The organism is Bradyrhizobium sp. CCBAU 51627 (genome assembly GCF_028128765.1).
Classification (GTDB): domain Bacteria; phylum Pseudomonadota; class Alphaproteobacteria; order Rhizobiales; family Xanthobacteraceae; genus Bradyrhizobium.
The window spans coordinates 131,900-146,767 of the sequence record NZ_LBJG01000005.1 but is presented as its reverse complement, the minus strand read 5'-3'; the positions used below and the strand labels follow the sequence as shown (position 1 = coordinate 146,767).

The 14,868-nt window shown below is 65.2% G+C and carries 12 protein-coding genes; 3 read left to right on the top strand and 9 right to left on the bottom strand.

From position 1 onward, the window contains the following. Positions 1-42 precede the first annotated feature (42 nt). On the top strand, positions 43-1,239 hold the full coding sequence (locus tag XH88_RS02880) for an amidohydrolase family protein (RefSeq protein WP_271613908.1): 1,197 nt from the start codon (positions 43-45) through the stop codon (positions 1,237-1,239). Positions 1,240-1,350: 111 nt separating this feature from the next. Here the strand turns inward: XH88_RS02880 and XH88_RS02875 are convergent, their stop codons facing one another. The 8 genes from XH88_RS02875 to XH88_RS02840 all read right to left on the bottom strand — a co-directional run bounded on the left by XH88_RS02875 (position 1,351) and on the right by XH88_RS02840 (position 9,548). After that, positions 1,351-1,806, bottom strand: coding sequence for a MarR family winged helix-turn-helix transcriptional regulator (locus XH88_RS02875; protein ID WP_271613907.1), 456 nt, complete (start codon positions 1,804-1,806; stop codon positions 1,351-1,353). A 13-nt stretch (positions 1,807-1,819) separates the two neighbouring features. Then, entirely contained in the window at positions 1,820-2,524 is a 705-nt protein-coding gene (locus tag XH88_RS02870; protein WP_271613906.1) for an ABC transporter ATP-binding protein, read from the bottom strand. Further along, positions 2,521-3,312 carry an ABC transporter ATP-binding protein gene (locus XH88_RS02865; protein WP_271613905.1) on the bottom strand — a complete coding sequence of 264 codons (792 nt, stop codon included), beginning with the start codon at positions 3,310-3,312 and terminating at the stop codon, positions 2,521-2,523. The genes XH88_RS02870 and XH88_RS02865 overlap by 4 nt, the downstream gene beginning before the upstream one ends. Further along, a complete protein-coding gene (locus XH88_RS02860; protein WP_271613904.1) occupies positions 3,309-5,198 on the bottom strand; it encodes an ABC transporter permease in 1,890 nt (629 codons plus the stop codon). Before XH88_RS02860 ends, XH88_RS02865 begins: the two co-directional genes overlap by 4 nt. Positions 5,199-5,362: 164 nt before the next feature. Beyond that, entirely contained in the window at positions 5,363-6,565 is a 1,203-nt protein-coding gene (locus XH88_RS02855; protein WP_271613903.1) for an ABC transporter substrate-binding protein, read from the bottom strand. A gap of 32 nt (positions 6,566-6,597) precedes the next feature. Next, positions 6,598-7,182, bottom strand: coding sequence for an amino acid synthesis family protein (locus XH88_RS02850; RefSeq protein ID WP_271613902.1), 585 nt, complete (start codon positions 7,180-7,182; stop codon positions 6,598-6,600). A 15-nt stretch (positions 7,183-7,197) separates the two neighbouring features. Next, positions 7,198-8,094, bottom strand: coding sequence for a UPF0280 family protein (locus XH88_RS02845; protein ID WP_271613901.1), 897 nt, complete (start codon positions 8,092-8,094; stop codon positions 7,198-7,200). Beyond that, positions 8,091-9,548, bottom strand: a complete 1,458-nt coding sequence (locus XH88_RS02840) for a 6-hydroxynicotinate reductase (protein ID WP_271614344.1) — start codon at positions 9,546-9,548, stop codon at positions 8,091-8,093. Before XH88_RS02840 ends, XH88_RS02845 begins: the two co-directional genes overlap by 4 nt. A 238-nt stretch (positions 9,549-9,786) precedes the next feature. On the opposite strand from XH88_RS02840, the gene XH88_RS02835 reads away from it, so the two are divergent. Both XH88_RS02835 and XH88_RS02830 read left to right on the top strand, forming a co-directional pair. Continuing rightward, positions 9,787-10,269, top strand: a complete 483-nt coding sequence (locus tag XH88_RS02835; RefSeq protein WP_271613900.1) for a (2Fe-2S)-binding protein — start codon at positions 9,787-9,789, stop codon at positions 10,267-10,269. Then, positions 10,269-13,781, top strand: coding sequence for a molybdopterin cofactor-binding domain-containing protein (locus tag XH88_RS02830; protein ID WP_271613899.1), 3,513 nt, complete (start codon positions 10,269-10,271; stop codon positions 13,779-13,781). The genes XH88_RS02835 and XH88_RS02830 overlap by 1 nt, the downstream gene beginning before the upstream one ends. Before the next feature lie 13 nt (positions 13,782-13,794). On the opposite strand, the gene XH88_RS02825 is transcribed toward XH88_RS02830, so the two are convergent. Then, positions 13,795-14,763: a catechol 2,3-dioxygenase gene (locus XH88_RS02825; RefSeq protein WP_271613898.1), complete on the bottom strand. Its 969-nt coding sequence runs from the start codon at positions 14,761-14,763 to the stop codon at positions 13,795-13,797. Positions 14,764-14,868: the final 105 nt, after the last annotated feature.

Genomic DNA, 14,868 nt, shown 5'->3' with positions numbered 1-14,868 from the left:
CAAGATCGAAAGCGTTGCAGTTAGGAATAAGGAGCCCCTTCCATGGCGCATGACGCACCCCAGGCCGCCGGACCCTCGAAGCTCGTGATCCGCAATATCGGCCTGATCCTGTCCGGCGCGCTGGAAAAGCCGATCCTGGACGGCGACACCATCGTCGCCGAGAACGGCAAGATCACCGCGATCGGCCGCTTCAAGGACTGCAACGTCGAAGGCGCCACCACGATCGTCGATGCCAACGGCACCACGGTGGCACCGGGCCTGATCGACAGCCACGTCCACCCCGTCGCGGGCGACTGGACGCCCCGGCAGAACCAGATCAACTGGATCGACAGCTATCTCCATGGCGGCGTCACCACCATGATCTCCGCCGGCGAAGTGCACATGCCCGGCCGGCCCCGCGATGTCGTCGGCCTCAAGGCGATGGCGGTGTTCGCCCAGCGCGCGTTCTGGACCTTGCGCCCGGGCGGGGTGAAGGTTCACGCCGGCGCGCCCGTCATCGAATGCGAGATGGTCGAGGAAGACTTCAAGGAGATGGCCGCGAACGGCGTCAAGCTGCTCGGCGAGGTCGGCCTCGGCGGCGTCAAGGATGGTCCCACCGCACGCAAGATGGTCGGCTGGGCGCGCAAATACGGCATCCAGAGCACGATCCACACCGGCGGCCCCTCGATTCCCGGCTCCGGCCTGATTGACAAGGACGTGGTGCTGGAGGCCGATACCGACGTGGTCGGCCACATCAATGGCGGCCACACTGCGCTTCCCGACGACCAGATCCGTTGCATCTGCGAGGGCTGCAAACGCGGCCTCGAGCTCGTGCACAACGGCAATGAGCGTTCGGCTCTCTTCACGCTGCGCACCGCGCGCGAGATGGGCGACCTGCACCGCGTCATCCTCGGCACCGACGCCCCTGCCGGATCCGGCGTACAGCCGCTCGGCATCCTGCGCATGGTCTCGATGCTGTCCTCGCTTGGCGAGCTGCCGGCCGAGATCGCGTTTTGTCTCGCCACCGGCAACACTGCACGGATGCGCGAACTCGATTGCGGCCTCATCGAAGTTGGCCGCTCCGCCGATTTCGTCATCATGGACAAGGCCCAGCACTCGCCGGGCAAGAACATCCTGGAGAGCGTCCAGCTCGGCGATCTCCCCGGCATCGGCATGACCATCATCGACGGCATCGTGCGGACGCAACGCAGCCGCAACACGCCGCCGGCCGGCAAAGTGCCGGAGGTGGTGGCGAAGTGACGGCTCTTGCCGTCATTCGGGGCGCGCGTCAGCGCGATCCTGGAATCTCGCGCAACAACCTCTGGATTCCGGGTTCACGCGCGATGCGCGTGCCCCGGAATGACGCGACAATCACCTCAGCTTGTTCAACAGCACCATCAACGTCTCACGCTCTTTCGCATCGAGCGGCGCCAGCGTCTCCCGGGTGATCGCGATCGCGTTCGGCGCGAGCTTTTCCGCAAGCTGCTGACCGGCGCGCGTCAGGCTCACCAGGAGCCGCCGCCCGTCCTCGGGATCCTGGCTGGTCTCGGTGAGGCCGCGCGCCGTCAGGCGGTCGATCACGCCCTTGATGGTGGCGACATCCATCGCCGTCAGCCGCCCGAGCTGATTCTGCGAGCACGGCCCGGTCTCGGCGAGCTTCGATAATGCCGCCCACTGGGTCGGCGTCAGATTGGTGCCGATGTCCCGGGAGAAGATCGAGCTGTGGCGCTGCCAGACCTGGCGCAGGATGAAGCCGACCTGCTCGTCGAGCACGTAAGGCGGTTTTGCCGGTTTGACGTTCTTCTTCGCCGTGACGCTTCTCGCCATCCGTCCCCCGCCCTTACAACGACAGATGCGCGTCGCGGATATCCGGACGCGCGTCGAGCTCGGCCATGGTGCCGCCGAAGCAGATGCGGCCGCGCTCGATGATATAGGCGCGATCGGAGATCAACCGCGCAAAGTGCAGATTCTGCTCGGAGACCACGATGCTGACGCCCTCCTTCTTCATGGTCAGGATGGCATCGACCATCTGCTCCACGATTTTTGGCGACAGGCCTTCGGACGGCTCGTCCAACAGCACCAGCGACGGATTGCCCATCAGCGTGCGCGCGATGGTGAGCATCTGCTGCTCGCCGCCGCTCATCCGCCCACCCGGGCGGTTCTTCATCTCGCCGAGATTCGGAAACAGCGTGAACAGCTTCTCGCGCGTCCAATGTGGAGCGTTCGGACGCTTCGGCTGGCGGCCGACTTCCAGGTTCTCTTCCACCGTGAGATCGGTGAAGATGCGGCGCTCTTCCGGCACGTAGCCGAGGCCCTCGCGCACGATCTCGTGCGTCGGCTTTGCCGAGACGTCCTTGCCCTCGAACGTGATCCGGCCGGTTCGCTGCGCGACGAGACCGACGATCGAGCGGAACGTGGTCGACTTGCCGGCGCCGTTGCGGCCGAGCAGCGCCACCACTTCGCCGTCGCCGACCTCGAAGCCGATGTCGAACAGGATGTGCGCGGGGCCATAGTGGCTGTTGAGATCCTGCACCGTGAGCTTCATGCCGAAGCTCCCTCGTGATGCCCGCCCTCATAGAGCAGACCCTCGCCGAGATAGATCGCCTGCACTTGCGGATTGCCGCGCACTTCGGCCGGCGAGCCCTCCGCGATCAGGGTGCCACGGTTCAGCACGATGATGCGGTCGGCATGCTCGAACACCACGTCCATATCATGCTCGGTGAAGAGCACGCCGATCGACTTTTCCTTCGCGATTTGAGCCGTGAGCCGCATCAGCTCGACGCGCTCGCGCGGCGCCATGCCGGCGGTGGGCTCGTCCATCAGCAAGAGCTTTGGCTGGTTCGCGAGCGCGATCGCAAGTTCGAGCCGCTTGAGGTCGCCGTAGGCGAGCTCGCCGCAGGGGCGGTCCGCGTAGCCGCCCATACCGACGAGCTCGAGCAACCGGCCTGCCTCGGCACAATCGACATTCGGTGCGGAGCCCCAGAGATTGTAGAGTTGTTTCCCGTGCGAGATCAGCGCGACCTGGACATTCTCGCGCACCGTCATGGTGGCGAAGGTCGCGGTGATCTGGAATGTGCGTCCCACGCCCATGCGCCAGATGTCGCGCGGCTTCTTGCCGGTGGTTTCCTCGCCCAGCAGGCAGACGCGGCCGGTATCCGGCTGGTTCTGGCCATTGAGCATGTCGAAGCAGGTGCTCTTGCCCGCGCCATTCGGGCCGATCAGCGCCAGGATCTCGCCTGACCTCAGCGAGAACGAGACGCCGCGCACGGCATGAATACCGCCGTAGGATTTGGTCAGGCCTTCGACCGCGAGAAGTGGGGGTGCAACGCTCATTCGGCGGACTCGATCGGCTTGGCAAGCAAAGATGATCCCGGCGGCGAGGACTTCCGACGCCGTTGCGCCAAAATCTCCAACATGCCGACGATGCCCTTGGGGAAGACGACGACGATCAGCACGATGAAGCCGCCGAGCACGAGTTTTGACAGGTCGGTCTGGCTCACCAGCCAGATGTTCAGAGCCTTGTAGACGATCGCGCCGACCACCCCGCCCGAGACCGTCTCGACGCCGCCCAGCAGCACCATGACCAATGCATCGACCGAGAGCGAGATGCCGAGATTGTCTGGGAAGACGCTGCCCTTCAAATACGCAAACAGTGCGCCGCCGATGCCGGCCGTGGTGCCGGCAATCACGAAGGCCGTCCACTGGATGCGCTTGGCATTGATGCCGACCGCCTCGCTGCGCAGCACCGAGTCACGCGTGGCGCGGAGCGCATAGCCGAATGGCGAGAACACCGCGATCCGGAGCGCAATCGTGACCAGCGCAGCGACGCCGAGCGCCAGCCAATAAAAGTGCGACGGGCTCGCCGCCCAGCTCGCGGGCCACACGCCCAGAATGCCGTTGTCGCCGCCAGTGACGCTCACCCACTGGAACGCGATCGACCAGACGATTTGCGCGAAGGCGAGCGTCAGCATCGCAAAATAGACACCGGAGAGCTGCACTGCGAAGAAGCCGAACACCGCCGCGCCCATGCAGCCGAGCAGCGGACCGAGCAAGAGGCAGACGATCATCGGCAGCCCCGCCATCTTGGCAAGGAAGGCAACGCCGTAAGCACCAAGCCCGAAATAGGCCGCGTGGCCGAACGAGGCGAGCCCGCCGACCGACATCAGGAAGTGCAGGGAGATCGCGAATATCACGAAGATCGCGATTTCCGAGCCGACGGTCAGCGCATAATTGCCGGCGAACAGCGGCAGCATGGCCGCGATGACGAGCGCTGCGAGAGAGCCGAGCCGCTCGTTCGACGTCAACGGCCGCCAGGGATTGACTGACAGCCCCGGCGTCTTGCGCGCGGCGGCCTCCGGCTTGCCGAACAGCCCCCAGGGCCGGACGATCAGCACCACCGCCATCACGAGGAACACCAGGATGATGGAGATTTTTGGAAAGATCAGGATGCCGAAGGCGTTGAGCTCGGAGACCAGCACGGCTGCGACAAAGGCGCCGACGATGCTGCCGAGCCCTCCGATCACGACGACGACGAAGACCTCGACGATGATGCGCAGGTCCATGGCATGATGCACGGCATCGCGCGGGATCTGGAGGGCGCCACCGAGGGCAGCGAGGAAAACGCCGACGGCAAACACCGATGTGAACAACCATTTCTGGTTGACGCCGAGTGCCGCGACCATGTCACGGTCCTGCGTCGCCGCGCGCACCAGCACGCCCCAGCGCGTGCGCTGGAACAGCAGCCAGAGAATGCCAAGGACGACGGGGCCGAGCACGATCAGGAACAGATCGTAGCTCGGGATGTTCTGGCCGAAGAAATCGACGGCGCCCTTGAAGCCAGGGGCGCGGCGGCCGACGAGATCGTCGGGGCCCCAGATCAGCACAACGAGATCCTCGACTATCAAGGTGAGGCCAAATGTGCCGAGCAACTGGAACAGTTCGGGGGCGTGATAGATGCGCCGCAGCAGCACCATCTCGACCAGAACGCCGATCAGCGCCACGGCCAGCGCCGCCGCGACGACACCGCCCCAGAAGCCGAACGCGCCCGAGAAGCGCTCGGTCAGCGTGAAAGCGATGTAGGCGCCGATCATGTAGAAGGCGCCATGCGCGAAATTCACGATCCGCGTCACGCCGAAGATGATCGACAGACCCGAGGCCACCAGAAACAGCGACGCTGCGCTGGCAAGACCGGTCAGAAACTGTACGACGTAAAAGGCCATCGGCGGTCCGGGTTAGGTTTGAAGTCGTAGGGTGGGTTAGCCCTGCAGATGCGCAGAGCGCATCTGCTCGGCGTAACCCACCACCTTCTCGCGTGTGGCACCGAAAGTGGTGGGTTACGCCTTCGGCTAACCCACCCTACGGCAGCGAATTTCGAAGCGGCTCTTTAATCCTTCGGCCGCAGCTTCGCCACTTCGGCATCGCTCGGCAGGTAGTCCGCGCCCTTCTTGTAGCTCGCGTCCACCATCACGCCCTTGCCGTCCTTCTGCGCGGTCTTGCCGACGAAGGCACCGAGGGTCGACTGGTGATCGATTTTGCGGAAGGTGATCTCACCGAATGGGGACGGCATGGAAATGCCTTCAGCCGCCGCGATCATCTTGTCGGTATCGGTCGAGCCGGCCTTGGCGATGATCGCCGCGGCCGCCTTGATGGTCTGGTAGCCGACGATCGAGCCGAGGCGCGGATAGTCGTTGTACTTGGCCTGGTAGGCCTTCAGGAACGCATCATGCTCAGGCGTCTTGATCGAGTACCAGGGATAGCCGGTGACGATCCAGCCCTCGGGCGTCTCGTCCTTGAGCGGGTCGAGATATTCGGGCTCGCCGGTCAGGAAGGACACGACCTCGCGTCCCTTGAACAGGCCGCGGGTGTTGCCTTCGCGGACGAGCTTGACGAGGTCAGGACCGAAGGTAACGTTGAGGATCGCTTCCGGATTGGCTTGCGCCACCGCCTGCACCACCGGCCCCGCGTCGATCTTGCCCTGCGGCGGCCACTGCTCGTCGACCCACTGGATGTCAGGGCGCTTCTCCGCCATCAGCTTCTTGAACACCGCGACGGCCGACTGGCCGTACTCGTAGTTCGGCGCAATCGTCGCCCAGCGCTTGGCCGGCAGCTTGCTGGCGGCTTCCACCAGCATCGCGGCCTGCATGTAGTTGGAGGGACGCAGGCGGAAGGTGTATTTGTTGCCCTTCGACCAGGTCACGGCGTCCGTGAGCGGTTCGGCCGCTAGGAAGAACACCTTCTTCTGGTTGGCGAAGTCGCTGACCGCGAGGCCAATGTTCGACAGGAACGTGCCCGTCAGCATGGCGACGCCCTCGCTGGAGACGAGCTCGTTGGCCGCGGTCTGCGCGTCCGCCGGCTTGCCGCCGTCGTCCTTGGAGATGACGACGAGCTTCTTGCCGTTGATGCCGCCGCTTGCGTTGATTTCCCCGACCGCAAGCTGCCAGCCCTTCCGGTAAGGCTCGGTGAAGGACGGCAGCAGCGAGTAGCTGTTGATCTCGCCGATCTTGATATCCTGCGCCAGGGCCGAATGGCCGATGCCTGCCGCCAGAAGCGCGAAGGCCGCGCCGACAAAATAGTTTCTTGCTCGCATCCCAACCTCCAGTTTTGAATTTGCCACGTCGTCTATCTCAAACCGTCTTCGCCCTTGATCTCGGCAACGGTCAGCCCGCCGACGCGCGGCAGCGGACGACCGCTGTCGGTGACGGCGACCGCGACCATGATCTCGTAGGCACGCGGCGCGTCGTTGATCTGCACTTCCATGCCGTCGAAATGGCTGCGCACGAAGGCCGCATCCTTGTGACCGAGCGGAATGTCGAGCGTCGTGCCCGGTCCGCTACGCTTCTTCGACGACGGGATCAGCGCGGCGCCCTTGCTCAGCACTTTTCGCACCGGCGCGCCCATCTTGGGATGGAGGATCGCGGCCGCGTGTTCCAGCTCGCCGTTCTCGCCGACGGCTGCGGCCTTGCCGTAGCTCTGCACCTTCGCGCCGTCGATGCCGAGCGCAGCCACCGCGCGCTTCGCCAGGAGCTCGCCGAGCTCCTCGCCGATCGCGATCAATGGCGAAAGGTCCTCGACATATTTTCCGGCGAAGGGATTTTCGATCACGGCGATTGCAGCAGCGCGCCGGGTCGGCGGCGAGACCTGGCGCCCCATCTCCATCTGCGTCTCTTCGACGACGGTGACGATCTTGCGGATGATCGCGCTCATGCTTCGCTTCCCTGCTCAGGCATCGACCGCGTTCTCCAGTGCAAGCGGGCGCGATCGTTGCTCACTTATATCCTTAGTTCCGACGACAAGCATATCACCACAAAGCCTGAGCACGGCACCCTCGATCCATCCGCGATCGAATAATTGCCGTGCACATTCCGCGCCAGATTCCAGCGCGGCGGCGATGTCCTTCTGTGACAATTGACTGACATTGCGCGTGACGAGACGCGCACCGAGATCGCTGTCGGGCTGAAGCTCGTTGGCGGGTTGCCTGATAATGCCGGAATGCCCCGGCAGATCGACCGCGTTGGCGATGATCGTCGCCGCCGCATCGGCCTGCGACGCGGTCGCGGCCAGTACCGTCACCGCATCGGCAATGCCCAGGGAAAAGCTGCGGCCATGGCGTCCGCTGGTCGCGATGCCGCGAATTGGGTCGTTCGCATCGACCCTCAGGGTGCGGATCACGCCGTCGCCGTCAGGCCGGTCCATCAGGCCGACCGAAAAATGCTCGCCCCGCCCGAGATGCAGCGCGATGTCGCCGCCGTTGTTGACGTAGACACGGTCGAGCGACGCGGCGTCCAGCATCGCGCCGAGAACCTCTTCGGCCACGCTTCCGGCCACCGCGGCCATCGGCGTGATGAAGCAATCGGGCACATAAGGTGCGACGGCCGCATGCATCCGGCGCGCGACCACGCCTTTCAAAGCAGTCTGTTTCCCGGCGCCCGCCCGCAGTTCCGGCAACTCCGCGCAGAGCTCGTCGAGCAGGCCGGCGAAGCGGCGCGCCGCGGCCTCATAAGCCGCCTGCACCGCGTGCGCGGGTCCCCTCGCCTCGATGATCAGATCAATCGGTCCATCCTGCAAATGCAGCCGCCGGCCATCAGACAGCATTGCGATTTGCGGCAGCCTTGTCATGGCCGCGGTCCCGGGATCGGATTCTGCCAGGGCAACTGGCGGATATCCTCACCATTCTGCACTTCCGACAGCGGCTTGACGTAGTCCATGTGCCCGCCGAGCGCGGCGTAGTCCGACAGCTTCATCGTGAATTCGATCGGCGCGACCAGCGCGGGCGTGGGCACATAGCCGAACGCGCCTGACGGCATCTGCGTCACGTCGACCATGTAGGTGATGCCGCCGCCCGGCCAGACGTAAACAGGCGCGCCGCCGCTGGTGACGCGCGTCAGCGCATCCTTCACCGAGCGCGTCAGCCGCACCGGATTGTCGGTGACGCCAGCCCGCAACGAGCCGCCGGCGCCGGCCATGAACAGCACGGTGCACAGCGCCGGCTCGCAATTTTCCTGGATGCGCTCGACCGAAAACTTCAGATCGGCCGGCATCTCGGTCTCGACCGGCTTCAAGGCCCCGTCGAGCACATAGTAAGACGAATGCTCGCCGGTCGTGGAAACCATCAGCATGGTGAGGCCCGGCTTGGCCTCCTTGGCATCGAACGGTCCGAGGATCGACAGCGGATCGGAGATATTGGTGCCGCCCCAGCCGGTGCCAGGATCGGCGACCTGGAAATAGCGGCCGGGCGTCGAGCGCCGCCCCTTCATCTTGATGCCGCTATCGGCGATGTCGAGCAGCTTGCCCGCCTGGTGCTCCGACAGTACCCCGGTGATGTGGTCGTCGACCACGACGACCTCGTCGACCTTGCCGTGCCATTGCTTGGCGAACATGCCGATCGTCGCCGAGCCGCAGCCGACGCGCATGCGCTCTTCTTTCACGCCGTTCACAATCGGCGGCTGGCCGGCCTGCACCACCACGGTGGCACCGCCGTCGATCGTCAGTTCCACCGCCTTGCAATTGGCGAGGTCCATCAGCGTGTCGCAGGTGACACGCCCCTCCTTCTTGGAGCCGCCGGTGAGATGATGCACGCCGCCGAGCGACAGCATCTGCGAACCGTATTCGCTGGTGGTGACGTGACCGACCGCCTCGCCCTGCGCGCGCACGGTCGCCGTCTCCGGCCCGAGATAGCGGTCGGTGTCGATCTTCACCTTGACGCCGCAATAGGAGAAGATGCCCTCGGTGACGACGGTCACCATGTCGACGCCGTCGACTTCCGCGGAGACGATGAACGGCGCCGGCTTGTAGTCGGGATAGGTCGTGCCCGCGCCGATCGCCGTCACGAAGGTCGAGGGTTCGTGGACGATCTTGCCGTCCCAGTCTTCCGTGCGGCTGAACGGCACGAGCTTGCCGCCATGCGAGACGGTCCGCTCCAGGATGACATGGGGATCGACGCGGACGAGCTTGCCGTCGTGATTGGCATAGCGGTCGCAGGCGCCTGCTGCGCCCGGCTTGATGTAGCACATCACCGGACAGGCATCGCAGCGGATCTTGTCGGTGGCAGCGCTTGTTGTTTCCATCACCATGAGAGAGCCGACTGACACTGCGGTTATCATTCGTATACGAACGATGTTGCGCGCGGTCCTGATAGCTGTCAAGCGGCGCCGCGCACGAAAAGATGCGCCTGCTGCATAAAGCTGCATTTGCCTCCCGCCCTTGTCCACAAAGCGGGCAGTTGCGCTGCACTGCGGGATGGACGCTTGCACGTTTGTGTACAAACGGTATCGTCGCGACGTACAGATTTTGCGACCGCAGGGTTTGGGAATGACGCAGACACCGATCCGCCTCACCGTGAACGGCAGGATCCACGACGTCATGGCAGAGCGCCAGACGCCGCTGCTCTACGTGTTGCGCAATGATCTCGGTCTCAACGGGCCGAAATACGGTTGCGGCCTGGGTGAATGCGGCACCTGCACTGTCCTGATCGATGGCGCGGCCGCACGCTCTTGCGTCGTTCCCATCAGCGGCTGCGCCGGGCGCGACATCGTGACGCTCGAAGGCCTCGGCTCGCGCGACAAGCCCGATGCGGTGCAGCATGCCTTCATCGACGAGCAGGCCGCGCAATGCGGCTACTGCCTCAACGGCATGATCATGACCACCAAGGCGCTGCTCGCGATCAACCCGCAGCCATCGGAGCAGGAGGCCCTGGCAGCGCTGCGTTACAATCTCTGCCGCTGCGGCACGCATGTCGAAATCCTGCGCGCTGTGATGCGTGCGTCGGGCCAGCTCGCCGAGGCCAGTGATTGATGGCCTCTCCTCTCTCGAACGGAGCTGAGCGGGGCTCGCTGGTCGTCGTCCGCACCGTGGACGAGGTCACGTCCGAGACCTTCGTGCGGATCACGGCCGACGGCTCGGTGACCGCCTATAACGGCCACGTCGATCTCGGCACCGGCATCCGCACCGCGCTCGGGCAGATCGTCGCCGAAGAGCTGGACGTGTCCTTTGCTCGTGTCGTGGTCGTGCTCGGCGACACTGCAGACGTGCCGAACCAGGGCGCGACGATTGCGAGCGAAACCATCCAGATCACCGCGGTGCCGCTGCGCAAGGCTGCGGCGCAAGCGCGGCACTTCCTGATCGCGCGCGCGGCCGAGCGGCTCGAGCTGCCGCCATCGGATCTCAAGATCGAAGACGGCCTGGTCCGAGGCCACAATCGCAGCGTCAGCTACGGCGAATTGATCGGCAGCGAGGTCATTCGCCTCGAGCTGGCCGATGATGTGCAGGTCAAGGCCGTCAGCGATTACGCCATTGTCGGCCAGTCGATGCCGCGCGTCGATCTTCCTGCCAAGGCCACGGGCGAGCTGACCTTCGTGCACGACGTCCGCGTACCCGGCATGCTGCACGGCCGCGTGGTGCGCCCGCCCTATGCCGGCGTCGATGCCGGCCCGTTCGTCGGCACCAGCCTGATCGCGGTGGACGAATCTTCCGTGCGCGACGTGCCCGGTCTCGTCGCCGTCGTACGCATCGGCGATTTCGTCGGCGTCGTCGCCGAGCGCGAAGAGAACGCGATCCGCGCCGCCGAGCAGCTTAAGGTGAGCTGGAGACCCACCCCGGCATTGACCGATCTCGCCGACGTCGAGAACGCGCTGCGCGCCAACCCATCGACGCCGCGCACGCTGATCGACAAGGGCGATGTCGATGCGGCGATATCAGGCGCCGCCAAGCCGATGCAGCGCACATACGTCTGGCCGTACCAGATGCACGCCTCGATCGGCCCGTCCTGCGCCGTCGCCGACTTCCAGGACGGCGATATCCGCGTCTGGTCCGGCACGCAGAACCCGCACGTGCTGCGCAGTGATCTTGCGCTGCTGATCGAGCGTCCGGAGAGCGAGGTCGAGGTGATCCGTCTCGAAGCCGCCGGCTGCTATGGCCGCAACTGCGCCGATGACGTCAGCGCGGACGCCCTGCTGCTCTCGCGCGCGGTCGGCCGACCCGTGCGGGTACAGTTGACGCGCGAGCAGGAGCACACCTGGGAACCCAAGGGCACCGCGCAGCTCGTCGACGTCAACGGCGGGCTCGATGCCGACGGCGGTATCGCCGCTTACGATCTCGCCACGCGCTATCCTTCGAACGCCGCTCCGACGCTGGCGCTGCTGCTCACGGGACGCATCTCGCCCGAGCCCGCCGTGCTCCAGATGGGCGATCGCACCGCGATCCCGCCTTACGATTACGACCACATGCGCGTAGTCGCGCACGACATGCCCCCGATCGTGCGCGCCTCCTGGTTTCGCGGCGTCTCGGCGCTGCCGAACACCTTTGCGCATGAATCCTACATCGACGAGGCCGCGACGGAAGCCGGCGTCGATCCCGTCGAATACCGCCTGCGCTATCTGAAAGACCCGCGCGCCGTCGATCTCGTCAATGCGGTCGCCGAACGCGCCGGCTGGACGCCGCGGCCGGTGCGCGAGGAGAAGGACGGCGAAATCGTGCACGGGCGCGGCTTTGCCTATGCGCTCTACGTCCACAGCAAGTTTCCCGGCTATGGCGCAGCGTGGTCGGCCTGGGTCGCCGACGTCTCCGTCAACAAGACCACCGGCGCTGTCAGCGTCACGCGGGTGGTCGCCGGGCAAGATTCCGGCCTGATGATCAATCCGGACGGCGTGCGCCACCAGATCCAGGGCAACGTCATCCAGTCCACCAGCCGTGCGCTGATGGAGGAGGTCTCGTTCGAGCGCGGCGCGGTGGCGGCGCGCGAATGGGGCGCCTATCCAATCATCCCCTTCCCCGACGTGCCCAAGATCGACGTCTTGATGCTGCCGCGGCAAGACCTGCCACCGCTCGGCGTCGGCGAGTCCGCCTCGGTGCCATCGGCGGCGGCGATTGCGAACGCGATCTTCGATGCGACCGGTGTGCGCTTTCGCGAGCCGCCGTTCACGCCGGAGCGCATTCTGAAGGGATTGCACGGCGAAGCATCGCCCGCGCCACAGGCCCTGCCTGCGCCAGCCGCGCCGCAGCTATCGCGGATCTGGGAAAATCCATTCGCAAAGCGCACGGGCATTTTCGCTGCGATCGCGGCCGTCTGCACCGCCGCGATCGGCCTCGGCGCTGCGCTGCTGCCGGGACGCGCGATTGCACCAATCGCACGGCCCGATGCAGCGGTCTATTCCGCCGCGACGATCGCACGCGGCCAGCAGCTTGCGGCGCTCGGAAACTGCGCGGAGTGCCACACCACGATCAATGGCAAGGTCAACGCCGGCGGCCGCGCCCTGCAGACGCCGTTCGGCACGATCTACTCCAGCAACATCACGCCCGATGTCGAGACCGGAATCGGCGCCTGGTCCTATCCCGCCTTCGAGCGCGCGATGCGCGAAGGCCTGCATCGCGACGGACGGCAGCTCTATCCCGCCTTCCCCTACACGCACTTTGCTAGGACCAGCAACGCCGACATGCAGGCGCTCTACGCCTATCTGATATCGCAGCCTGCGGTGCGCGCGACAGCACCTGCGAACGAACTTGCCTTCCCGTTCAATCTGCGCCCGTTGCTTGCGGGCTGGAATGCGCTGTTCCACGACACGAAGGAATTCAAACCCGATCCCGCAAAGTCCGAGGCTTGGAATCGCGGCGCCTATCTCGTCGAAAGCCTCGGCCATTGCAGCGCCTGTCATTCGCCGCGCAGTGCGCTCGGCGCCGAGCAGCGCAACGCCTATCTCGCCGGCGGCTTTGCCGAGGGCTGGGAAGCGCCGCCCCTGACCTCGCTGTCGCAGGCGCCGATCGCGTGGAGCGAGGACGAGTTGTTCGCCTATTTGCGCAGCGGCCAATCGCGTTATCACGGCGTCGCCGCCGGCCCGATGGCGCCTGTTGTCCGGGACCTCAAGGCCCTTCCCGATCAGGATATCCGGGCGATGGCGGTCTATCTCGGCTCGTTCACCGAGGCCGCAACGGATGCGCCCGCATTGGCCGCAAAACTCGAGAACGCAACGAAAGTCACCATCGCCGCGTCCACCGGCGCGCGGCTTTACCACGGCGCCTGCGCCGTCTGTCACGAAGTCGGTGGCCTGCCGCTGTTCGGCAGCCGGCCCTCGCTCGCGCTCAACAGCAATCTGCACAGCGCGACACCGGATAATCTCGTGCAGGTGATCCTGCACGGCATCACCGAGCCCGTCTCGAGCGACCTCGGCTACATGCCCGCGTTCAGCAACAGCATGAGCGATGCGCAGGTCGAGGAGCTCGTGACCTTCCTGCGCCAGCAGTTTGCGCCGGACAAGGCGGCGTGGACCGGCGTCCGCGAGACGATCGCGCGGGTACGATCGTCCACGCATTAGGGGAAGCGCACAATCACCCGTGCGTCTTCATCTCCACAGGCGGCGTGCCGTGGGTATGGAAGGATTCGATCGTCTTCAGGCCCCAGGCCTGGCCCTTCTTGCGTTCCTCTTCCGTCCACACGATCGGCTTCCAGTCCGGCGCGAGGATGAGGCGCGCGCCGGCGTTGGCGACTTCGACGCGGTTGCCGCCGGGCTCATAGACATAGAGGAAGAAGGTCTGCTGGATCGCGTGCTTGTGCGGGCCGGTCTCGATATGCACCCCGTTCTCCAGGAAGATATCGGCGGCGCGCAGGATCTCCTCGCGGCTGTCGAGCGCGTAGGTGACGTGATGGAAGCGGCCGGGCGTGCCCGAGTGGTCGAGCGAATAGGCAAAATCGTAGCTCTTGTTCGACATGGTCAGCCACATCGCAGCCTCCCGGCCGTCGTTGAGCACGATCTGCTCGGTGAGGCGGCAACCGAGGTAATTCTCGAAGAACTCGCGGTTGGCCTTGATGTCGACGGCAAGGCAGTTGAGATGGTCGAGCCGGCGGACATTGACGCCGCGCGCGGGAAAACGCTGCGCCTGGTTCTTCAGCGCCGGCTTCAGCTCCGGCGGCGCCTGATACCATTCGGTCTCGTAATAGAGCTCCACGATGTGTCCGTCGGGGTCGCGGCAGCGGAAGGTCGGCCCCTGCCCCATGTCGCCGTCAATCCAGCCGATGTCGAAGCCCGAGCCCTTCAGCGCGGCAACGCGGCGCTCCAGCGCCTGCTGGCTGCGCGTGCGCAGCGCCATGTGCTCCATGCCTGAGGTCTTCGAGGCCGTCAGCTTGAGCGAATAGCGCTCGTAATCGTCCCAGCCGCGCAAGTATACCGACTCGCCCTTCTGCCCGCTCACGGTCATGCCCATGACGTCGACGAAGAATTTCAGGCTCTCGTCGGGCTTCGGCGTCAGCAGTTCCATGTGACCGAGATGAGCGAGATCGAGGATCGGTTCGGGCTGCATGGTTTCCTCCTGGGGCGTAACGATCGGGAACGCATGATCCGGCGCGGAGCGCATTGTTCATCGGCATGCGCGGACGGCATTCGGGCTCATTTGTACTAATGTACA

Coding starts and splice junctions, on each gene's coding strand:
- XH88_RS02880 (WP_271613908.1), top strand. CDS start 43: ATGGCGCATGACGCACCCCAGGCCGCCGGACCCTCGAAGCTCGTGATC.
- XH88_RS02875 (WP_271613907.1), bottom strand. CDS start 1,806: ATGGCGAGAAGCGTCACGGCGAAGAAGAACGTCAAACCGGCAAAACCG.
- XH88_RS02870 (WP_271613906.1), bottom strand. CDS start 2,524: ATGAAGCTCACGGTGCAGGATCTCAACAGCCACTATGGCCCCGCGCAC.
- XH88_RS02865 (WP_271613905.1), bottom strand. CDS start 3,312: ATGAGCGTTGCACCCCCACTTCTCGCGGTCGAAGGCCTGACCAAATCC.
- XH88_RS02860 (WP_271613904.1), bottom strand. CDS start 5,198: ATGGCCTTTTACGTCGTACAGTTTCTGACCGGTCTTGCCAGCGCAGCG.
- XH88_RS02855 (WP_271613903.1), bottom strand. CDS start 6,565: ATGCGAGCAAGAAACTATTTTGTCGGCGCGGCCTTCGCGCTTCTGGCG.
- XH88_RS02850 (WP_271613902.1), bottom strand. CDS start 7,182: ATGAGCGCGATCATCCGCAAGATCGTCACCGTCGTCGAAGAGACGCAG.
- XH88_RS02845 (WP_271613901.1), bottom strand. CDS start 8,094: ATGACAAGGCTGCCGCAAATCGCAATGCTGTCTGATGGCCGGCGGCTG.
- XH88_RS02840 (WP_271614344.1), bottom strand. CDS start 9,548: ATGGTGATGGAAACAACAAGCGCTGCCACCGACAAGATCCGCTGCGAT.
- XH88_RS02835 (WP_271613900.1), top strand. CDS start 9,787: ATGACGCAGACACCGATCCGCCTCACCGTGAACGGCAGGATCCACGAC.
- XH88_RS02830 (WP_271613899.1), top strand. CDS start 10,269: ATGGCCTCTCCTCTCTCGAACGGAGCTGAGCGGGGCTCGCTGGTCGTC.
- XH88_RS02825 (WP_271613898.1), bottom strand. CDS start 14,763: ATGCAGCCCGAACCGATCCTCGATCTCGCTCATCTCGGTCACATGGAA.